Source organism: Lysinibacillus sp. JNUCC 51, from assembly GCF_015999525.1.
GTDB classification, from domain to species: domain Bacteria; phylum Bacillota; class Bacilli; order Bacillales_A; family Planococcaceae; genus Lysinibacillus; species Lysinibacillus xylanilyticus.
Genome location: NZ_CP065545.1, coordinates 4,509,395 through 4,530,848, shown reverse-complemented (window position 1 = coordinate 4,530,848; position 21,454 = coordinate 4,509,395). Strand labels below are relative to the sequence as shown.

Sequence of the window (21,454 nt, the reverse complement as noted above, 5' to 3'; positions counted from 1 at the left end):
TCATTTTAGATCGAAACCGCTTCTTCTACTTATATCCCCCACTGACCTTTTAATTTGGTTAGAAGCTTCATCTTGCTGCCATCATCACCTGACACATCTGGATGGAATTTCTTTGATGCCATTCTGTAGATTTCATGTAGCATCTTCTTTTCATCTTCGTTGTAGTTACTAGATGAAGCTACCGAGTAACTACTACCGCCACCTCCCCCACTATAATACTTTTTATAGTTACGCTCGAATGCTTCCTCACTACGTCTTCTATATTCTTCTTGCACCTTTTCCCTAACCTTTAGATCATCTAAGTAAGCTGGATTACGCAACGTACCAAACACGTCATAGCAATACCTGTACTCACCCTGACCGTATTCCTTTTCAAATGCTGCCTCCGCTTCTCTATGTGCTCTAAGAATCGCTTCTTGTTCTTTCTTAACCCTATATTCTTCTGTCTGTTGGAACTCTGCTATTATAGACACATTTGACCGTGCTATTGAAAATGGGGCTAAAAGTGGGGCTAGTTCATAACTAACCCCCACTCAAACCGCTATATATAGGCACTATCAATACCTTTAAGATTCTACAGCATATAAAATTTTCACTTGATATTCATTTTCAATTTCTTTTAATTTACTAAGTATAATTTCCTTCATGTAAATACCACTTTCCAAATTTGTCTTTTAAAGTATTTGTCCTGCATCAACTATGCCTGTATTATCATATATTCTAAGTTGGTTTCGACCGCTTTCCTTAGCAATATAAAGTGCTTGATCCGCACTATCAAGCAGCTCGTAGAATGTTGAAATATTTTTAGAATGACCATATCCTGCGATACCAATACTCACTGTCACATTAATCTCTAAATTATCCGCATAATAAGGATTATCTTCAACATGTTGCCGAACTCTTTCCGCTATTTTCACTGAACTCTCTAACGTAGTATTTGGGGATAAAATGACAAACTCCTCTCCCCCATACCTTGTAACAATGTCGATACTTCGCACAGAATTTGAAATGATGTTTGCGACGTGCTGTAGTACCTCATCTCCGATTAAATGTCCATATGTATCATTGACTTTTTTGAAAAAATCAATATCAAGTGCTATACATGAACAATGGTTTTGTTCTTCTAAACATTTCTGAAAAACAAGCACCCCCTGTTCATTTAAAAAACGACGATTATACAGCTTCGTCAACTGACAGGTTATCGATAATTCCTTTAGTAAGATAGTATCTTTGCTCACCTTGTCGCTCATTTCATTGAAGGACGCACAAAGCTCCTGAAATTCTTGTGCATAAGGTGCCAGCTGCTGTTCATTTATTTGATAATCATAATAACCTTGTTCTACCTTTCTAACACCTGTAAGAAGCTGCTGAATAGGTTCTTCGATTCTTTTTGAGAGGTGTAGCATCATTTTAATCGTAAAAAAAGAACCTACTACTAAACAAAATGTTATCAATGAAAATCTAATGATTAATGGTTTATAAGCCTCTAACAGACCAATTTCTGATATGATAAACCATTTCCCTCCATTTATAGGCTTGCTTTTAGCAAGAACCCACTTCTCATTCGCGTCTTTATAAAGCTCGAGGCCATCTGTTTTATTTTTTAATGCAGCGTTCAGGATACGCTTATCAACTAAATAATTACCAGAAGATCGGTGTTGCTTATTGATAAATTCAGTGAGCATAGTACCTTCCTGATCTATAATATAAGAATGCCCTAAAAAGCCTACTCTCGATTCTTGTAGCAGTTGATCGATGGTGTCTAAATTTACTGCGCCAAAAACTACACCATTGAATTGTTGCTGTGCATTAAGAATCGGTGAAGCAAATGCGATAATAGGCTGCTTTGTAACTTTACTTATTAAAATATCTGTTATATACGGTTGCTTCGTTTTATTAGCAATTTGAAAATACTTACGGTCATTTACATCCATACTAACACCAGTTTTACTGTATTCGGTAATTGTATCAAATTGCACGATGCCCTCTTTATTGACGAATATTAATTCTGTGAAATCTGTATTTTCTTTAAAATCTTGAAAAAGAGCTTTAGATTTTTCATAATTATAGTCCTTTATATAATCTAAGTTAGCTATTGTATGTATATCACTGGATCGCTCTGATAACCAGCTTTCAAAAAAATATGTTTGGGCATTCAAATAATGTGTCATCTCTTCATTTTGATGTTGAATGGTTTGCCGATATTCAATATAAAGCGTTGGAATAAAAATACATAGACCAATAATAAAAGTAATCCATACAAGTACTCGATGAAGCTGACCTTTTATTGTTTTTGGCTGTGGAAACTTTTTCAAAACCCTCAAAGTACTAACCTCCAAATTAACCTAATCATTTCCTTAAAATGGGCAATAAATAGTATTTTACTCATTAAAAATACCACAATCGGGTGATTGTGGCAGTGAGAAATTTAATAGTTAATAAAATTTATTGCAATAAAATTTGGAGAATTGTAATAAATACAGCCGCTACAATAGGCACTATTTTCAAAGAGGTGTAGCCTACTGAAGATGTACATATTGGCTCTAACGGATCCTTCGTTGGTGAAGCTAAATACTGAAGAAAACGTTGCCAACGACTTTTCTTGTATGTCATTAGCTGCTGGGGAATCTCCACTTTATCGTGATCTAAGCTGTCTTTTAACCATTGTTCCTTTTGAAATTCATCCTTAAGCATCGAAATCCTCCTTTAGCTCTTCCTTTAAAGCCCTTATCGCATTATGTAGCCTCGACTTAACTGTTCCAAGTGGAATGGACAAAATTTGTGCAATTTCTTCCTGTGGCAAATCATGATAATAAACAAGCAAAATAACAGCTCGTTGCTTATCAGGTAAGCGAAGTATCGCTTCTTGAATCGTTAATTTCTCGTCAGCTGATATCCGAGGACTTGACGTCGGTACTAAAAACGGGAAGAGTGAGCGCCATTTTTTGCGGCGGTTCAATTTATTAATCATTAAGCGATAAGCGATTTGAAATAAAAATGCTTTAACAGTTCCCTTTTGCTGATCAAAATCTTCTTTTATATATTGTAAACGCTCAAAGGTATCTTGCACAATATCAATGCTTAGCTGATCTTCCCGAGTATAGCGAAATAAAAAGCAGTACAGAGGCTCATACAAACGACTATATAGCTGTTCAAAGCCATCGACATCGCCATTTTTATAGGCCTCCATCCACTCCTCATTGCTTATCATCTAGCTCATCCCCCCAATGAGCCTTAATGGCCTTCAATGTCATGGACACACGTGAAACTAAATATGCGACTGTTACAATTACCCATGCTTGCGATTGGTTTGTAAAAAACTGTACATATGGATTTTCGATTGTTTTGCCAGAAGACACGAGCATATTTAATGCCTGCACACAAAGTATCGTATAAATAGCTAAGACAAGTGTTAATGTATCAAACACGTTCCAGCGTAAAAAAACAGTTGATTTTTTGTAGTTAATTTTTCCATTTTCACGTACAGTATATTTTAACCCCATGGCAATACCAATCACTATGATTACTACCATCATAATACCGCCAACAATAAGAGACACTAACCATCCAATTTCCATCAAATCACCTACTTACTGGTATATATTTTTTTAGCGATGGCTGCTAGCACCAAGCTAAGAATTGTTAAAATCATAAAATACTGATATTGCGGAAGCCAAGTTTCTCCTATTAAATTTAAAGACACTTGCAAGCTATCAAATAAATATAGCATCGGATTCCAGATTAAGAAAATAAAATAATCCTGAGGGTCTTTTTTCGCTAATGTTAAAAACATCGTTGACATTTGTATTGAAAACATAAAAATCAACATAATCGGTTGCAACATACTTGTTGCCACTCTTTCATTTTTAAATAGACCAGCCAATATAAAACTCAATGGATATAATGCCAGTAACATAAAGTTACTCATTAAAATAATTAGAAAAAATGAAGATAATGAAATATCAATAATAAAAGAGTAGCCAATGAGTAATAACACTAAGAATAGATTTAATAAAGTAAAAACACCAATTCCCATTCCTATAAAGTAAGTGTGTGGCTTAATGCCTGTACGTTGCAGCCATCGGAGGGTTTTATTGGCTTTCATATCTGTTAAATAGATTGTAGCACTAGAAAAACAAAAGAAGAAGATTAGCATTATTATAGAAATCGGTAAAAACTGACCTTTAATTAAAAAATTAAATGATTCTTCAGTCATCGCGCTTTTAGCAAAAAATGATATACCCAAAAAGATATAAGCTGGTAACAAATTTCCAATAGCCATTCCTAGGCTACGAATATTTTCTAACATATACATACGTGCAATTTGTTTCATCATCCTGCTTTTCCTCCTAAAATTTGTCCTGTCACTTCATAGTAAAGACCTTCGATTCCTGGTAATTTCGCGTCTGTGTATTTTCTATAGAGTTCATCCTGTGTGCTATTTTCAATAAGCTTCCCGTCTTTTAATATCACTACATAATCAAATAACAGTTCTAACCCTGCCACCTCATGACTAATGATGATGATCATTTTGTTACGTTGACGAATTTCTTGCTGTAAGTAAAACATCAATTGCTTTTTCTTTGTTAAATCTAAATCAGCGAACGGTTCATCTAATATGATGATTGGTTTATTTAATAAAAAAGAAAGGAAGATGGATACTGCTTTTCGCTGACCTCCTGATGCATTTTTCAATAAGATGTGATCATAAGTTGGTAATCCTAATATTTCATATAACTCTCCCAAATCATTTTTATTGTTCGTCAAAGTAGTAAAAAGAGCCATCACTTCACGAATTTTAAGATGCTGATAACTCGAAAAAAATTGGTATTGTAACGCAACTTGTTCTTGTACATTTTTAGACGAATCATTGAATAGAATGGAACCACTATCAGGTTTTACATCTCCAGCTATACATTTTGATAATGTAGATTTACCTGCTCCATTCTGACCTAATAATAAATAACAATACCCCATTTCAAATGTGGCCGACACACCATCCAAAACGTTCACACCATTATATTTTTTCACAATATCGTTCACAATAAGTTCCAAAATAAACCCTCCCTTTTTATATGTTCACTGACTATACAAACGGGGATTGCAAATGGTTCATTTTATTTTTAAAAAAATGAAATAAAATTATATATTCCTATAAAATGATTTTTTATGAAAAATATTTAATTACTTGGAATTAAGTAAAGATAAAGGAATATCATCTTAATATGGCTCTGACAAAAGATGTTTGATGAGCGGTTTGGCCAAGTTTTTCTTGTTTTTACTGCACGATTAAAAGAATACTAATTTAAAGGGAGTTACCGAAGTGAGCGATTTTGAAGAACTTAAGTATTTTTTAGGACCACATTTTGGTCCAGAGATAGACTGGGAGCTAATCGAATACGCTGTTATTGATCATCGGCAATTAAGTAAAAAAGTCCGATCCAAATTCAAAGAAGAGCTCCTTTATATGAAGCAACTGTTAGAACAAAATCAATATGAAAAAATACAGCAGATTATCAAGAAGCATGACTTCGAAGATACCAAGCTTTACGATATAGAAAAAATACAAAGATTTATTGATGAGGTTTTACCTATTATTGAAAAATATGAGTATAAGAAAGGTATCCCTTATGTCCCTTTTAAAGCTTTATACTATTTGTTTGATAAAATTATTATCCCAGCTAAAACATTTTTATCTTTTGACTTTATTGCTATAGATATCAAAAGAGAAGGGGATACATTTATACATCATATCTTGCAAGATTTACAATATGTAGAAAAAGCCTTTATGGAGCAAGATGAAGCAAAGATTCAAAAGTTACAACAACTTTCCAAAGAGAAAGGGGTTACTATTTTTGATTCACAATATAGAGATGATTTTATCCAAGTAGTAACGAACGAATTGAGTTAATAAACAAGATAAAGAGAATTAACTACGAATGATAGCCACTAAATAGCACGTTCAGCCCTCATAATATTCGATCCAAATAAAGTATAACTTCAGTTAATAGTAATTTTTCTAGTTTAGATAATCGAGATTTTGCGCTTTAGTGTAAATGTCAACACCGAGCGTCAATGCGTGTTTCTTTCTCTTCTCACTATCGGACGCAGTATGATTGTTTGTACATACAAAAAGACCTCTCACCAATGCACCAAGGAAAGGTCTTTTTGTTGTTTAAGATTTTATTATTTTCCAAAATTCTGTTCCATAGCTTTTATTATTAAATTCAACAGGTGTTGATGTTTTCACAAAATTCTCGCCAACGTCTATTTTGTTTACCTGATTTTGTAATGGTGAGCCAAATGAAAATTCCATTTGCAAATCAGTAAGGTTAAATAAAATTGAATGTACTGTTCCAAAGCTTTCTTTGTAATTATGGACGGATAATCCTTTTGGGAACTCTGTTAAAAGAAGTTCTTGGATTTCATCAATAGATCTTTTTCCACTTTCCTTAAATTTCGCCTCTAAAATATCATATCTTAATTGAGAATGCTTGAGCTTGCCAGGCTCCATTTCTTGTATTGCTGAAAATAGTCCGTGGTTAGTTGCAATAAGATAATCGAGTTCTGCAAGTTTAACTTCTTTTATCCCGTCATATGTTCCAATCAAAGCTGCGTCGCCATTTGCATCAGCAATAAGCAAATTCATATTCGTTCCTACTGGCATATTGTTAACCATATAAATTGTTTCTTCGACATCTTTACAATTTTCTAACAGGGCTCTAACAATAACCATAAACTGTAACCCAGGTACCACTGGTGGCCTCATACCAGGATATTTGCCAATGGGCATACCACATGATGCATATGCAACACATAGCCCCTTCTCATTTAAGCCCTCACTTCGACCAAATGTAGAAACAGAAAATCCTGTATGAGTAAATTTCCCTTCGACGTCTGTTGTACATAAACGCATATCTGAAATATCAGGTGATAGATCGTAATTTCTTAAAACATATGTTTTTCCATCAGCCATTTTTCCAGGTAATAAAGCCCCTAAACTACATCCCCCTGGAATTAACCACGCATTTTGATAATAATTTAATTGTTCGGGCTCATAGCCAAAGCCTTCCGCAAAGCCTTCTAATTCTTTATTTAAACCTGGGCAATACTGCTCAATATGTGCTTTCATTTCATAATAAGAGTTGTCAGAAGTTAAATTTTCCGTAAAGAATAGCGATTTCGCAAAAGGGTTTTTTTGATATTCTCGCGCTTGTTGTTGCCCAATCTCGTACGAACTACCTTTAAGAAATGCAAACTGTCCTGTATTTGTTTTCATCGATATACCCCATTCTATATATTAGTAGCAAGATATTTCTTACCTTACTAAATACAGAATAAAGTCTCCATCTACTGGAGAGTTTAGCTAGTTTTTTACTTTCACAAACACTTTCGTCAAAAAATCATTGGGATGTAGCTCCATATTTGGTTTAATATTAATTGGATTTATAACTTCAGTTGGGATTAACCCTTTTATGTATTGCTCCATAAACGCCCCTTCTACCTGGAAGGATTGCTCAGTAAGCCATTCCTGCAAGCGACTATAGCCAAAATGTAACTCTGAGTACGGTCCTTTTACATTTATACAAGCATATTTACCTTCTGATATTACTTTTATGTGCTCTCCCTGTTGAGTTTCTTTTACTGGTAACAGCAGTTCAACATCTGCTATATTTCGGTTCCTGTCCTGTTGGTGGAGAATTGCAACAAGCTCACCATCTATCTCAAATTGATATGCATATATTCGTTCAAATAATTTTTGTACTAGCTTATCCATTTCAATAATATGTATCTTTTCACGGATGGAGAGCACCTGTGTTTTTGGGCGTTCTTCTAAGTAACAACTTGATAATATTGGCTTTGGATTAAATGTCTCAGTCTGCCTTATAGAATTTTTAACTTGGACAATATTTTGAATTTGTTCAGCGAGTATTTCTTGTTGGTGCTCTAATTCCTGAACTTTTTTATTTAATCTTACCTCTAAATCTTGCCTATCATTTTTTCCGTTAATAATCTGTTCAATTTCTTTTAATGAAAAATGGCAATGTTTTAGAACCTGTATAGTATTCAGCTCTTTCATTTTATCGTAATCATAATAACGATAGCCTGTCACTTGATCTATAAAGGATGGTTCGAGTAACCCAATATCGCTATAATAACGAATGGTTTTTATAGGAACATTGCACAGACTCGAAAATTTTCCAATGCTATACATAATAAAACCTTCTTTTCAAATATTGTTGAAATCGATTAACTGCTTAGTTATTACTATATCGTAAGATAGAAATGTGGTAAATGTTTCAAATTCAATGCTCATTAACATAACATGGGCAAACATTTTAACAAATGTTCTCCCAAGCCCAAAAAAGAGTATGCTCTGATTTGAGCATACTCTTTTTTGTTAGATATTAATAATGAGCATTACTTTTTTCCGGGGCATTTGCCTTGCTTCCGCGAGTATTTACCCTGCTTCCGCGAGTATTCACCTTGCTTCCGCGAGTATTTACCCTGCTTCCGCGAGTATTTACCCTGCTTCCGCGAGTATTTACCCTGCTTCCGCGAGTATTCACCTTGCTTTCGCGAGTATTTATCCTGCTTCCGCGAGTATTTACCTTGCTTCCGCGAGTATTTACCCTGCTTTCGCGAGTATTTACCTTGCTTTCGCGAGTATTTACCCTGCTTCCGCGAGTATTTACCCTGCTTCCGCGAGTATTTGCCCTGCTTCCGCGAGTATTCACCTTGCTTTCGCGAGTATTTACCCTGCTTCCGCGAGTATTTACCTTGCTTCCGCGAGTGTATTTACCCTGCTTTACTTTCGCGGGTACTCGCCTTGCTTTCGCGAGTATTTGCCCTGCTTTCGCGAGTATTTGCCTGCTTTACTTTCGCGGGTACTCGCCCTGCTTCCGCGAGTATTTGCCTGCTTTACTTTCGCGGGTACTCGCCTTGCTTTGCGAGTATTTATCCTGCTTTACTTTCGCGGGTACTCGCCTTGCTTCCGCGAGTATTCACCTTGCTTTCGCGAGTATTTACCCTGCTTCCGCGAGTATTTACCTTGCTTCCGCGAGTGTATTTACCCTGCTTTACTTTCGCGGGTACTCGCCCTGCTTCCGCGAGTATTTGCCTGCTTTACTTTCGCGGGTACTCGCCTTGCTTTGCGAGTATTTATCCTGCTTTACTTTCGCGGGTACTCGCCTTGCTTCCGCGAGTATTCACCTTGCTTTCGCGAGTATTTACCCTGCTTCCGCGAGTATTTACCTTGCTTCCGCGAGTGTATTTACCCTGCTTTACTTTCGCGGGTACTCGCCCTGCTTCCGCGAGTATTTGCCTGCTTTACTTTCGCGGGTACTCGCCTTGCTTCCGCGAGTATTTACACTGCTTCCGCGAGTATTTACCTTGCTTCCGCGAGTATTTGCCCTGCTTTACTTTCGCGGGTACTCGCCTTGCTTCCGCGAGTATTTACCCTGCTTTACTTTCGCGGGTACTCGCCCTGCTTCCGCGAGTATATCTATTTTGCTCGGCTCACCTTATATAGAAACTTATTTTTTAAAGCGATTACGTGTATTAGCATAGACAACTACGAAAATTGTAAGGCCAATAAAGAGAACGAGCCCAAGGAGAAATAGCCATTCCGTTTTGAATAGGTCGTTCAGTCCCCATAATAGTAAACAAACACAATAGCCGTACATCACTTTGCCCACAAATTTAGCAAGTGCTTTTTCGTTATATTTCTCTTTCTCACTATCGGACATCGTATTATAGCCCGCTATTAGAAATGCACCATTTCCTTGTGATAAAACAATAGCAAATATTAGGAACGGAATCATAATGATAAACCAAACAATGGCATCCATAATGCTTAGTTTCTACTTTCCATTCATAATAAATTGCTGAATGGTTGGCAGCAATTCTTTATGAAGTGGTAATGATGGGTTTGAATATGTCGCTAAATTCTCCGTACGATCCGCTGGAGCATTTTTTAACACATGATTCATACCTTCCAGATTTACAAGCTTGGCATCTGGTTTACCTTTCTTTAACGCTTCCGCATCCGTTGCAACGACTTGTAAATCGGTTGTTCCTTGAAGAATTAATACTCTGCTATTCACTTTCGCTAACTCACTTGCCGGGTTATATTTTAACCATGAAATCATATATGGTTGTACAGAAGAACGGAAGAGTGATTGTAACTCTGGGGAAACGTTCTTCACTAGCTCGCCTTTTTTCAAGGATGCAAGAGCATCAGTTGATTCTTTTAGAAGCTCTGATGATAATTGACCTTTTAATTGCTCTAGCAAAACTTCATCTATTGGTCTTCCAGTGCCTGCTATGGATACAAAGGACTCTACATTTGTTTTTTGTGCTGCTAGTAACCCGATTAGTGAGCCTTCGCTATGTCCAATAATATTAACACTTGAATAAGCTTTATCAGCTAAAAGAGTATTAATCACTTGAACTGCGTCATCTACGTATTGGTCAATTGTGATATCCTCTTCCTTAGTTAAAAGGGATTGATTATCGCCAAGTCCACGTTTATCATAGCGGACAGTAGCAATACCGTCTTTTGCTAACCCTTCCGCAATCATTTTTAAGCTGTCATTTTTACCAGCTATAGCTGAATTTCCATCTTTATCAGTTGGTCCAGAGCCCGCTATAATAAGCGCCACTGGAGATGGCTCCTTGCTAGCCTTTTGAAGAGCCACTGTTAACTGACCATCTTTAACAGGAATCTTTAACGTTTCATACGTAACTGGTTGTTCTTTGAATGGCTTTAAGACAAGAGGGAATTTACCACCATTTTGTTGAAACGTTGCTTCAATTTGCCCATCTTTTAATGTTCCGTTAATAACTATAGCCGAGCCATTTAAATTAATTGAAACACTCACTTGATCAGCATTGTATTTAATGCTTTTAAATGGGTAATTAGATATTCCTTGTGCTGGCACAGATAGTTTTCCACTATCTTTTTGCAAATCAACAATAATTGGAAGTACTCCGTTTGGCAATTCAATATTCCCTTCCCATTTTCCTACTAGCTGTTCATTCATTTTATTGTCCCCCTTCGTCTCTTTACCTTTTGCGTTGTCTTCCTTCTGACCACATGCTGCTAATAATAAAAGTGAACAACATAACAACAATAGTTTTTTCATAAAATCTCTCCCTCTATATGAAAATGACTAACAAGATTGGTAAAAATATTACAAGTAAAATGATATAGCTCCATTTATTTGCTAGATTCACAGTCCAACCGATACCATATTTCTTTTGCACTAATAGGGAAGGGTCATTTTTATTGATGTAAAAAACACCCAATTTCCAGTATAGATCATCGGCTGCAGCTGTTTCGTTTGTATGTATATCATCAAACCGCTCATTACTTTTACTTAACTTCCATATTAAGAGGATAAGTCCCCCTAAAGAGACGATCATAAAAATGATAAAAAGCGGGAAAAAGTAAAGAATTGTTTGATTTTTTAAAATAACTGTCGTGTAATGTAAAACAACAAATAGAATAGTTACACTATAATTAATTGCCGCGAGGTACCAGCTGCCATATTTACGCTGTTTAAGCTCTCTATTGGCTGAAGCTTCTTTCGCTTGTGCGCTCAATTGTATTTTGGCACTTTTCATACCTATACTCATGATGAAAAAGCTAATTTGTGTGCCTAGGAGAATAAGCGGCAGTAAAATAACTGATAGCCATGTTTTTTCAGTCCAACCGTCTACCTCACCTGCTGCATTCCAATGGGTAGCAAATACATCCGGGATGGTATCGTAATTCATATAGGTAAAGGTAATTAATGACAAAGTGATAATAATTGGTAATGAGAAAAATGTAGGTGAAAGCACTTCATCTCTATCTCGTATAGATAAATCCATCACATAAACAGTTTTTACATACGCTTCCCAATTTTCTTGCTTTTTTAGTTTTTTTGTTTTTATATGATATAACATATAAAGTCCAGCTGATATAAGAAGCATGATATACAGCAAAATAAAGGATAATAAAACAAATGCCTCTTCCTGAATGGACGTAAATAGTAGTAAAATTTGGCCTAAAAGAAATGCAATTGCTATGCTCCCGACCATCATACTGTAGTGCTTTTTAAATATTTGTAATTGCCTATGTTGCACATAGGGCTCTGGAATTGACACACCAAACACTGTTGTTTTTCTCGTTAAAAACGGTGTTACTGTTTCCAGTACCCCTGCAAAGATGAAGATGCTTATTATAAAAAGCATATTTCCCCTACTTCCATTGTTTTAAAATTCGATGAAACAAACTTGTCATCTGATCTTTTTCGAGACCACGTGCAAGGGCCTCCGCCATAATTGGTTTTAATGCATTTTCTACTTTTTCAACTTCCGTCTCTTCCAGTTCTTTTTTTTGACCACCGATAATGATTGCCTTTGCTTTCGGCTTTAATTCGATTAACCCTTTTTCTTCAAGTTCATGATAGCTCTTACTAACCGTGCTAACATTGATACCTAAATCCGAAGCCATTGAACGAACTGAAGGTAATGTGTCACCATTTTTTAACTTTCCCTTAGCGATTAACTCAATTAACTGATTCGCTAACTGTTTATAGAGCTGTAATTCACTGCTTGGATCTAAATGAATATTCATTTTCCCCCTCCAATCTGTATCGCTTATCACCAAACAGAAATCTGTCATGCTTAGAGTAATACAGTTTTCTTAAAAAGTCAAATTCTTCTATAAAGTGAAAATTAATCGGTGCGGTCCTCTTCTCACCAATCGGGCTTTAGGACAATGTGAAATAAAAAAGGACCCAGAAAAATTCTGAATCCAAGAACACTTATTTCTATTGATTATATCTGTATTGTTTTTTGCTTCTTCTTAAGCTACAGCAAAACAGAATATCCTCTGCCTCACCAAATTACTTAAGATTTTTTAGAAGCTCACCTAATACAACTGTGGCGGACTTTCCTGAGATTTCTGGTCTTTGGGTGTTTGACTACTCATTCTACATCCTCCTAATCACATTAGATTAATAAGTGATTCCGCTCTTAATATGAACCGTTTAATAAGTGTTTATTCATGTGAAGAGCATTTTTAACAACAGTGGCTTCTTCAAGAATAAAACTTCACGAAAATGCTGAGTTTTATTTTAGGCGTCTTCCTTAAAGACCTGTTGCGCAATGGATCAATTATGCCTCGGCATAATTGCGTCCGGAATCGGCTTTGTGCTTGCATAAAGCCGATTCCGTGACATCCGCCGGAGGCTTTAACTTTTTTCAGTAGGTGTTTGGACACCTGCTGAAAAAAGTTAAAGCATTTTGGACCCGCGGAAAACCAATGTATGGTACTAATTGTTTGTGGGGCAGCACCTTGAGTTACTACCGCTGTAATGACAACAAGTGCACGGCTTTTTGCATCTAGCCCTGGTCGAGAATAAACATCACCATAGGCAAATTCAATAATCATTTTACGTAAATCTGGTGCTACATCAGCCAGTGCATCTGCCTCAATCATTCGAGCCGCTTCTTCCTTTGTTACATACTGTTTAATTGTTTCGTACCCCTTTGAAAAACGATCATTCATTGAAATCCCTCCCTTTGTTATTTCTTTACACAAAAACCCCAATTCCGCGTCTCCAGAATTGGGGTTTGTCCTTCACCTATGTAAGGGGCTCTTTTTCGTTTTACCCTCTGGCTCTAACGAAAAAGGAAAATGGTTTTTCATAGTGCCTCACTGGACAGCTTTAATGAATATCTATGCAAAAGTCACAAGGACATGCACGCTAAAGAAATTGATCAATTATGCCTCCATAATTGCGTCCGGATTCGGCTTTGTGCTTAGGCCTGCAGATGTTTTTTGCGCGAAAGCGAAGCGGCAGCAGCACCGACGCAGGTCAGTTAGCTGTTATCGCATGGATGCGATGATTTTAGGCTAACATCCCCTAAGAACTCCCTTCCGAATTCGTGACATCCGCCGGAGGCTTTAGGCCAACAGATGTTTTTTGTGCGAAAGCGAAGCGGCAGCAACGTGTTTTTGTCTGTGCGAAAGCGAAGCGACAGCAACACAGCAACACAGCACGAAGTTGGTCACTCAGTCGTTGCCACAGGACGTGGCGCTCTTAGACTGAGTTCCTCTATTTCAGCAGATGTCTTTTGTACCGAAAGCGTAGCGACAGGTACAGATGTTTGTACATCCGCTAAAAGAAGTTAAGCAAAACAAGCTTTTGCTTTGTCAATCTGGATTATTACTTGATCAAATCCTGTACCACCTAATGAATGACGACGACGAACGGCTGCTTCAGGTGCTAATACATCGTAAATATCCGCTTCGATAAGCTCACTTTCTTTTTTCATGTCTTCAAGCGGTAAATCTAATAAGTAAATACCCTTTTGAATACATGTGAATACAAGTTTTCCTGTCACTTCATGTGCTTCACGGAAAGGCATACCTTTTGTTGCTAGATAATCTGCAAGCTCCGTAGCATTAGAGAAGTCAGAGTGTACTGCCTGGTGCAAACGCTCTTTGTTGACTGTCATTGTGCGAATCATACCTTCAAAGATTTTTAGAGAACCAAGAATTGTATGGACTGTATCGAACATACCTTCTTTATCTTCCTGCATATCTTTGTTGTACGTTAACGGAGTTCCTTTAAGAACGGTTAATAGGCCCATCAAGTTACCGTAAACGCGTCCCGTTTTTCCACGGATTAACTCTGCCATATCAGGATTTTTCTTTTGTGGCATAATAGAAGAGCCTGTTGAGAAGGCATCATCTAATTCGATAAATTTGAATTCATCTGTCGACCATAAAATAATTTCCTCTGCAAAACGAGATAAATGTGCCATTAATAATGATGAATTGCTTAAAAATTCAACGATAAAATCACGGTCACTTACTGCATCCATAGAGTTTGCATAAACCTCGCTGAAGCCTAAAAGCTCCGCGGATTTTAAGCGATCAATTGGGAAAGTTGTCCCGGCCATCGCACCTGCACCTAAAGGCAAAATATCGATGCGCTTAAGTGACTCAGTAAAGCGTTGCTTATCACGCTCTAACATCCAGAAATAGGCCATTAAATGATGGGCAAATGAGATTGGTTGAGCACGTTGTAAATGTGTATATCCTGGAGCAATTGTTTCTACATGCTCCTCAGCTTTTTCTAGCAATGTCTTTTGGAATGTCTCAATTAAACCGATTGCTTCCTTCACACGTTTTTTCAAGAAAATATGCATATCCGTTGCTACTTGGTCATTTCGACTACGGCCTGTGTGAAGCTTTCCACCTACAGGACCAATTAAATCAATGAGCATTTTTTCCAGATTTAAATGAATATCTTCATTGGCAACTGTAAATTCAAGCTCTCCTGCGATTGCTTTTTCTTGTAATTGTGCAAGGCCACCGAGAATTGCCTCTACGTCAGCATCTGGTAAAATTCCTGTTGCGCCAAGCATCGTAACATGCGCTACGCTACCCTCAAGGTCTTCTAGAACAAGCTGTTGGTCAAAGCCAATCGATGCGCCGAACTCGTCCACCCATGCTTCTGCTGATTTTTGGAAACGTCCGCCCCAAAGTTTTGTCATAACAGCTCACCTTTTCCTTACATTCTTTTTGAAAAAGGTGCAGTACAGCGAATAATGCTACACTACACCCTGCTGTCAAAAGATTATTTTTTATTTACTGAAGAGTTAACCACTGTTGGCAGACCCCATAATTCGATGAAGCCTACTGCTGAAGCATGGTTGAATTGGTCTTCTTTAGAATATGTTGCTAGCTTCTCACTATAAAGTGAATTTGGAGATTTACGTCCTTCCACAATTGCATGACCTTTGTAAAGCTTCACACGCACAGTTCCGTTTACAAATTTTTGTGATTCAGCAAGGAATGACTCTAGTGCTACACGTAATGGAGAGAACCATAAACCATCATAAATTAATTCAGATAATTTTTTCTCAATGACTGGCTTGAAGTGTGCTAACTCTTTTACAAGCGTTAAGTCTTCAAGCTCTTTATGAGCCGTTAATAGCACTTTTGCTCCTGGAATTTCATATACTTCACGAGATTTAATACCAACTAAACGGTTTTCTACATGATCGATACGACCAACACCGTGTGCTCCAGCTACTGCATTTAGCTCTTGGATTAAATCAGCAAGCTTCATTTCTTTACCGTTTAAAGATACTGGCTTACCAGCAACAAATTCAATTTCTACGTATTCCGCTTCATCTGGAGCATTTTCCACAGAAACTGTTAAACCGTATGCTTCTTCTGGTGGAGATACCCATGGATCTTCCATTATGCCCGCTTCATTTGCACGGCCCCATAAGTTTTGGTCAATAGAGAATGGTGAATCTAACGTTGCAGGAATCGGTACTTCATGTTTCATTGCATATTCGATTTCCTCATCACGGCTCCAGCCCCACTCACGTACAGGTGCTAATACCTCTAAATCTGGATTTAAAGCTTTGATTGAAACTTCGAAACGAACTTGGTCATTACCTTTACCTGTGCAACCATGAGCTACTGCGTCCGCACCTACTTGGTTTGCAATTTCCACTAATTTTTTAGAAATTAATGGACGAGAAAGCGCCGATACTAGTGGATACTTTTGTTCGTACCAAGTATGAGCTTGTAATGAGATTAATGCATATTCTTCAGCAAACTCATCCTTCGCATCTACCATATATGATTCTATGGCCCCTACTTGAAGAGCTTTATTTTTTACGAATTCAAGGTCCTTACCTTCACCAACGTCAAGACACACTGCAATAACGTCCCAACCTTGTTCTTTTAACCACGGAATTGCTACAGAAGTATCAAGACCTCCTGAATATGCTAATACTACTTTTTTATTCGCCATAAAAAATACGCCTCCAATTAATCAATAAGATATGTATGTTTATACATCAACCTAAAAGTTTATACACGAATAGTAACACGTTATAAAAATAAGCGCAAGTGTATTTTTATAAATTTATAGACTTTTATGTTTATTGTAAAAAGTGAGTCACTTCAATAGTTTTTGCTCCTGTACAAACTATGAATATTTTTACTCGGAAAAACGAATTTTTACTCGCTCCTCTAATGTATATGATATAAATTTTGGGATAGTAAATGGTCTTCGGCAAAACGAGGGGGCGATTTTCGTTCAAGATGGGTGCCTTCAGGAGGGCATACGATGAGCAAATAATAAACGTTATAATAAAAAACTGTAAACACACTCAAATTTTTTACTTGAGTACGTTTACAGTTTAACTTCTTTCAGCAATGTTTTTTTGTAGCGAAAGTGAAACGGCAGTTACAAATGTTTTGTGTAACGTAAGTGAAACGGCAGTTACAATTATTTTAAAGCATAATTGATTAACCTATTTTTTATTAAAAAATGATTTACCTAAAAATTCAACGGTTGCAGGTGCCATTGCATACAGCTTGCTTGTTAACCCCATGACCCTTGGTAAATTAACCTCTCGTACAGGGCGTTCAATTGTCTTTATAGTAGCTTCTGCCACTTCTTCAGCTGTTAATAAAAATCTTCCTAAAGACTCGCGATAACCACTTTCATCACTCGCCTTATCTAAAAATGGTGTATCAATTGGACCTGGATGTATCGCAGTGACTTTAACATTATACGGAGCCAGTTCCATGCGAAGCCCATTCGTAAAGCCGACAATCGCATGCTTTGTAGCAGCATAAACACTAGCCTTAGGTGTCGCTACCTTTCCTGCCTGTGAGCCGATGAAGATTAACTGACCTTGCTGACGTTGTATCATAGATGCTGCTAGACGTTTTGCTAAATACATCGGTACACTGACATTTAGCTCTACCATTTGTCTAATAGCTTCATCTGATAAGTCAGGTGCAATGCCAAATTTACCTACCCCGGCAGATAAAATCGCAACATCAAGAGGCGGTAGCTGTGCACATACTTCATCGATTGTAGATAAATTAGTTAAATCTGCTTGTATCACGTTTGCACCAACGCGTTCTAATGCTTTCAATGCTACTGTATTGCGTCCTGTTGCATAAACCGAATGACCCTGTGCTACTAATAATTCTGTAATTTTCAGTCCAACACCACTAGTTGCACCTGTAACGAAGATAGTCTTTTTACTCATGTTCATATTTAAACCTACCTCCTTTGAAATAAATAGATACCTTCTTCGCTTTTTGTAGATGTAATGAAATTGTTGGCCTCTAGGTAATCTAAATAACCGAGCGTTTTAGATAACGTCAGACCTAGTTGACGTTGAAAAATTGATGGGTAAAAGTGCTTCGTTACTTGTACAGCGGTTAATGATTCGTCACCAAATAATTCGCAAACCTTCAAAGATTGCTGATGCTGGCGTTCTAGTCGTTTATCAATTAAATCAGGAATATTCTCTAGCTCAGCACCATGTCCTGTATACATCTTTTTTACGGCTAATCGACGCAAAGTTTCGAGCGATTCATTATATTGTAGTAACGATTTAGTACGTCCTAATGTACGATCTAGCGGTGGTTCAATTAACGGGTTTGGCGTTATTTTTTCAAGCAATAAATCTCCACCTATTACATCATGAGTTTTTTCATCCCAGAAGATTAAGTGACTTTGTGCGTGTCCTAATGTTTCAATAGCCTTTAATCCTGGATGTCCTGGCACTTCATCCCCATCGTTAAGAATTTGTGTTAATGGTCGTTCACCTACAAGCTCTATTTCACGGCGGACATGTACACTCGGCTGGATATATTGTTGAGGAACACCGTGCTCAAATAAGCGCTCACTGTAAAACTGCACATGGTAACGTAAAAAATCCTCGTCATGACGAAGCCATTTATCATTATAGGCATGCCCTAAAATTTCTGCGTTTGGAAAGGCATCCACCCAACCTGCATGATCTGGATGATGATGGGTTAACACAACCTGTTCAATATCTCGCATGTCAAAGCCTGCTGCACGAATACCCCATTTAAGTGCATCATAGGCTTCCATTGTTTTTGGACCAACATCAAAAATTGTCAATGCATCGCCCTTTACAACAAATGCATTCACATCTCCTACTTCATAGGGTGTTGGTATTTCTATTTTGTATATAGACAAAATATGTTTCCCCCTTTTATGCCACTAGTGAATACCGATTCATTCTATTTTACAAGTTTTTCTTCTTTTCGTCACCCTCCTGTTGACAGGTCGACGTATTATCAATATAATTTTGAATAATCTAATTATTTATGTGCGTTGATGAAGCCAAGTACGTAATTGGTGAAGGTGTCCTAGAGAGTGTTACATTTGCTGAAAGTGACATCACCCGCTCCCATTACCGAACCTACTTCTGAGCAGTTATGAAAACATAACCGTCTCCCTTGCGATAAAAGGGCTATGAGTTGTGCCAATTGGCAAACAAAGGTGGTACCGCGGAAACAAAAGCGTTTTCGTCCTTCTTTATAAGGACGAGAGCGCTTTTTTATCTTTATTTAGTAGATCTTTTTTGTGCGAAAGTGAAGCGACAGCGGCAAATGGTTTGGTAGCGAAAGCGTAGCGGCAGCTACAATTACGGCAAGGCGAAATTGATTTTGAACTGGAGGTTTTATTATGAAAAAAATACTATTTATTGGTGCAGGCTGTATGGCAGAGGCATTGATTCAGGGCTGGATTAAACAAAAAGTATTTACGGCACAAGAAATTTACGTCACCAATCGCTCAGACAAAGAACGCTTACTTTTTTTACACGACACATATGATGTAAATTGTAATATTGATCAAGATATTTATCAGCAGGCTGATTTAATCATTTTAGCAATGAAGCCTAAAGATGCTGTTGCAGCGATGCGTGAGCTAAAGCCTAAAATTACAGAGCAATCAGCTGTTCTTTCTATTTTAGCTGGTATTGCTATTTCTACTATTACAGAACATCTAGGTGCTCGCCCAGTAGCACGCGTTATGCCTAACACTTCTGCTACTATTGGGATGTCTGCAAGTGGAATTGCATTTAATGACAAAGTGACAGCAGAACAGCGCTCCATTTTCTTACAGCTTTTAGAGGCGGTTGGTTCAGTTATTGAGGTAGATGAGGATCAATTACATGCTGTAACAGCTCTTTCAGGAAGTGGGCCAGCTTATATTTATTATTTAATGGAGGCATTTGAACGGGTTGGTACAAAAGTCGGTCTCTCGAAGGATACAGTACGACTATTAATGACGCAAACACTTGCTGGTACTGCAGAAATGCTTAAGCAATCAGTCGATGAGCCTGATGTATTACGCCGTAAAGTAACAAGTCCAGGCGGTACAACAGAAGCTGGAATTAAAGCTCTTGAACAATATCAATTTAATGAAGCCATTGAAGCATGTATTAAAGAAGCTGAAGCTCGATCTCGTTCACTTGCAAATAGTAAATAATGTGTGCAAAATAGAGTATATCACTAGGGATTAGGGGGCTTTATTTTGGCTAAATTATTTGAATCTTATCAATTACAAAATATTTCTTTGAAAAATCGTGTTGTGATGGCACCGATGTGTATGTACTCGGCGAAGGATGATGGGCTTGTCACACCATTCCACCAAGTACATTATGCAACGCGGGCTGCTGGTCAAGTGGGTTTAATCATTGTCGAAGCTACTGGTGTTGTACCTGAGGGTCGTATTTCTAGTAACGATCTTGGAATTTGGGATGACGCTCATATAGAAGGGTTAAGTCAATTAGTTCAAGGAATGAAAGCATACGGAGCAAAAACCGGCATACAGCTTGCACATGCAGGACGTAAAGCAACTGTAGATGGAGAAATATTTGCTCCAACAGCCATTGCATTTAGCGATGCCTATAAAACACCAACTGAGATGACATTAGAAGACATCGAATATGTTGTAGAAGCATTTAAACAAGCAGCTGTCCGCGCATCTAAAGCAGGCTTTGATGTTCTTGAAATCCATGGAGCACACGGCTATTTAATTAGTGAATTTTTATCACCAGCAACGAATAAACGCAATGACCAATACGGTGGCTCTCAAGAAAATCGTTACCGATTATTGCGCCAAGTCATCGATGCTATTCGTAGTGTTTGGGAAGGTCCTTTGCTTGTGCGTGTTTCCGCTGAAGACTACGCAGAAGATGGTACAACAATGGAAGACTTTATCGTTTTCAGTCGCTGGATGAAAACACAGGGTATCGATTTAGTGGACGTTTCTACAGGTGGTGTCGTGCAAGCACATATCAATGTTTTTCCAGGCTATCAAGTAACTCATGCTGAAGCGATCAAGCATGGTGCTGATATTCCAACTGGAGCAGTTGGCCTTATTACGACAGCCATTCAAGCAGAGGAAATTTTACAAAATAATCGCGCTGACTTAATCTTCCTAGCACGCGTTCTTCTGCGCGATCCATATTGGCCACTTCATGCTGCCAAGGAATTAGGAGAAGAAGTTACACCTCCTGTGCAATACGTACGAGGCTGGTAAAAATAACGGCTATTCAAAAAGTAAAAAACAGCTTGTTGATTTATGCT

At 37.6% G+C, this 21,454-nt stretch carries 21 protein-coding genes and 1 pseudogene; 3 read left to right on the top strand and 19 right to left on the bottom strand.

The annotated features are described in order from the left end of the window. Positions 1 to 29: 29 nt before the first annotated feature. The 7 genes from JNUCC51_RS21850 to JNUCC51_RS21820 all read right to left on the bottom strand — a co-directional run bounded on the left by JNUCC51_RS21850 (position 30) and on the right by JNUCC51_RS21820 (position 5,055). Positions 30 to 473 carry a hypothetical protein gene (locus JNUCC51_RS21850; protein ID WP_337989743.1) on the bottom strand — a complete coding sequence of 148 codons (444 nt, stop codon included), beginning with the start codon at positions 471 to 473 and terminating at the stop codon, positions 30 to 32. Positions 474 to 674: 201 nt separating this feature from the next. Beyond that, complete coding sequence (locus JNUCC51_RS21845) at positions 675 to 2,324, bottom strand: sensor domain-containing diguanylate cyclase (protein WP_337989742.1); 1,650 nt, start codon at positions 2,322 to 2,324, stop codon at positions 675 to 677. Positions 2,325 to 2,445: 121 nt separating this feature from the next. Continuing rightward, a complete protein-coding gene (locus tag JNUCC51_RS21840; RefSeq protein WP_049664421.1) occupies positions 2,446 to 2,694 on the bottom strand; it encodes a hypothetical protein in 249 nt (82 codons plus the stop codon). Further along, positions 2,687 to 3,190, bottom strand: coding sequence for an RNA polymerase sigma factor (locus JNUCC51_RS21835; protein WP_443137015.1), 504 nt, complete (start codon positions 3,188 to 3,190; stop codon positions 2,687 to 2,689). The genes JNUCC51_RS21840 and JNUCC51_RS21835 overlap by 8 nt, the downstream gene beginning before the upstream one ends. A 7-nt stretch (positions 3,191 to 3,197) precedes the next feature. Then, positions 3,198 to 3,578, bottom strand: a complete 381-nt coding sequence (locus JNUCC51_RS21830) for a group-specific protein (RefSeq protein WP_337989740.1) — start codon at positions 3,576 to 3,578, stop codon at positions 3,198 to 3,200. A gap of 8 nt (positions 3,579 to 3,586) precedes the next feature. Beyond that, entirely contained in the window at positions 3,587 to 4,336 is a 750-nt protein-coding gene (locus tag JNUCC51_RS21825; protein WP_337989739.1) for an ABC transporter permease, read from the bottom strand. Further along, positions 4,333 to 5,055: an ATP-binding cassette domain-containing protein gene (locus JNUCC51_RS21820; protein WP_337989738.1), complete on the bottom strand. Its 723-nt coding sequence runs from the start codon at positions 5,053 to 5,055 to the stop codon at positions 4,333 to 4,335. Before JNUCC51_RS21820 ends, JNUCC51_RS21825 begins: the two co-directional genes overlap by 4 nt. A gap of 268 nt (positions 5,056 to 5,323) precedes the next feature. On the opposite strand from JNUCC51_RS21820, the gene JNUCC51_RS21815 reads away from it, so the two are divergent. Continuing rightward, the gene (locus JNUCC51_RS21815) at positions 5,324 to 5,911 is read left to right on the top strand and encodes a hypothetical protein (protein WP_337989737.1); all 588 of its coding nucleotides are present in this window, start codon (positions 5,324 to 5,326) and stop codon (positions 5,909 to 5,911) included. A 264-nt stretch (positions 5,912 to 6,175) separates the two neighbouring features. On the opposite strand, the gene JNUCC51_RS21810 is transcribed toward JNUCC51_RS21815, so the two are convergent. From JNUCC51_RS21810 to JNUCC51_RS21755, 12 genes and pseudogenes are all read right to left on the bottom strand, one after another. Continuing rightward, positions 6,176 to 7,279, bottom strand: coding sequence for a C45 family autoproteolytic acyltransferase/hydrolase (locus JNUCC51_RS21810; protein WP_337989736.1), 1,104 nt, complete (start codon positions 7,277 to 7,279; stop codon positions 6,176 to 6,178). A gap of 87 nt (positions 7,280 to 7,366) precedes the next feature. Further along, positions 7,367 to 8,215, bottom strand: a complete 849-nt coding sequence (locus tag JNUCC51_RS21805; protein WP_337989735.1) for a MerR family transcriptional regulator — start codon at positions 8,213 to 8,215, stop codon at positions 7,367 to 7,369. Between the two features lie 193 nt (positions 8,216 to 8,408). Continuing rightward, the gene (locus JNUCC51_RS21800) at positions 8,409 to 8,738 is read right to left on the bottom strand and encodes a hypothetical protein (protein WP_337989734.1); all 330 of its coding nucleotides are present in this window, start codon (positions 8,736 to 8,738) and stop codon (positions 8,409 to 8,411) included. Between the two features lie 798 nt (positions 8,739 to 9,536). Further along, the gene (locus tag JNUCC51_RS21795) at positions 9,537 to 9,851 is read right to left on the bottom strand and encodes a DUF3784 domain-containing protein (protein WP_337989733.1); all 315 of its coding nucleotides are present in this window, start codon (positions 9,849 to 9,851) and stop codon (positions 9,537 to 9,539) included. A 12-nt stretch (positions 9,852 to 9,863) separates the two neighbouring features. Beyond that, positions 9,864 to 11,147, bottom strand: a complete 1,284-nt coding sequence (locus JNUCC51_RS21790) for an alpha/beta hydrolase (RefSeq protein ID WP_337989732.1) — start codon at positions 11,145 to 11,147, stop codon at positions 9,864 to 9,866. 13 nt (positions 11,148 to 11,160) lie between these two features. Continuing rightward, positions 11,161 to 12,240, bottom strand: coding sequence for a DUF1648 domain-containing protein (locus tag JNUCC51_RS21785; protein ID WP_337989731.1), 1,080 nt, complete (start codon positions 12,238 to 12,240; stop codon positions 11,161 to 11,163). A gap of 7 nt (positions 12,241 to 12,247) precedes the next feature. Then, on the bottom strand, positions 12,248 to 12,625 hold the full coding sequence (locus JNUCC51_RS21780; RefSeq protein ID WP_337989730.1) for a GntR family transcriptional regulator: 378 nt from the start codon (positions 12,623 to 12,625) through the stop codon (positions 12,248 to 12,250). A 629-nt stretch (positions 12,626 to 13,254) separates the two neighbouring features. Further along, positions 13,255 to 13,561 (bottom strand): annotated as a pseudogene (locus JNUCC51_RS21775) (carboxymuconolactone decarboxylase family protein). A 623-nt stretch (positions 13,562 to 14,184) separates the two neighbouring features. Next, on the bottom strand, positions 14,185 to 15,558 hold the full coding sequence (argH, locus tag JNUCC51_RS21770) for an argininosuccinate lyase (protein ID WP_337989729.1): 1,374 nt from the start codon (positions 15,556 to 15,558) through the stop codon (positions 14,185 to 14,187). Positions 15,559 to 15,641: 83 nt separating this feature from the next. Further along, a complete protein-coding gene (locus JNUCC51_RS21765) occupies positions 15,642 to 16,835 on the bottom strand; it encodes an argininosuccinate synthase (RefSeq protein ID WP_337989728.1) in 1,194 nt (397 codons plus the stop codon). A 505-nt stretch (positions 16,836 to 17,340) separates the two neighbouring features. Further along, positions 17,341 to 18,096 carry an SDR family NAD(P)-dependent oxidoreductase gene (locus JNUCC51_RS21760; RefSeq protein ID WP_443136965.1) on the bottom strand — a complete coding sequence of 252 codons (756 nt, stop codon included), beginning with the start codon at positions 18,094 to 18,096 and terminating at the stop codon, positions 17,341 to 17,343. 8 nt (positions 18,097 to 18,104) lie between these two features. Further along, positions 18,105 to 19,052, bottom strand: a complete 948-nt coding sequence (locus JNUCC51_RS21755; protein ID WP_337989727.1) for an MBL fold metallo-hydrolase — start codon at positions 19,050 to 19,052, stop codon at positions 18,105 to 18,107. A 492-nt stretch (positions 19,053 to 19,544) separates the two neighbouring features. On the opposite strand from JNUCC51_RS21755, the gene proC reads away from it, so the two are divergent. Both proC and namA read left to right on the top strand, forming a co-directional pair. After that, complete coding sequence (gene proC, locus JNUCC51_RS21750; RefSeq protein ID WP_337989726.1) at positions 19,545 to 20,351, top strand: pyrroline-5-carboxylate reductase; 807 nt, start codon at positions 19,545 to 19,547, stop codon at positions 20,349 to 20,351. A gap of 45 nt (positions 20,352 to 20,396) precedes the next feature. After that, positions 20,397 to 21,407 carry an NADPH dehydrogenase NamA gene (namA, locus tag JNUCC51_RS21745; RefSeq protein WP_337989725.1) on the top strand — a complete coding sequence of 337 codons (1,011 nt, stop codon included), beginning with the start codon at positions 20,397 to 20,399 and terminating at the stop codon, positions 21,405 to 21,407. Positions 21,408 to 21,454 lie beyond the last annotated feature (47 nt).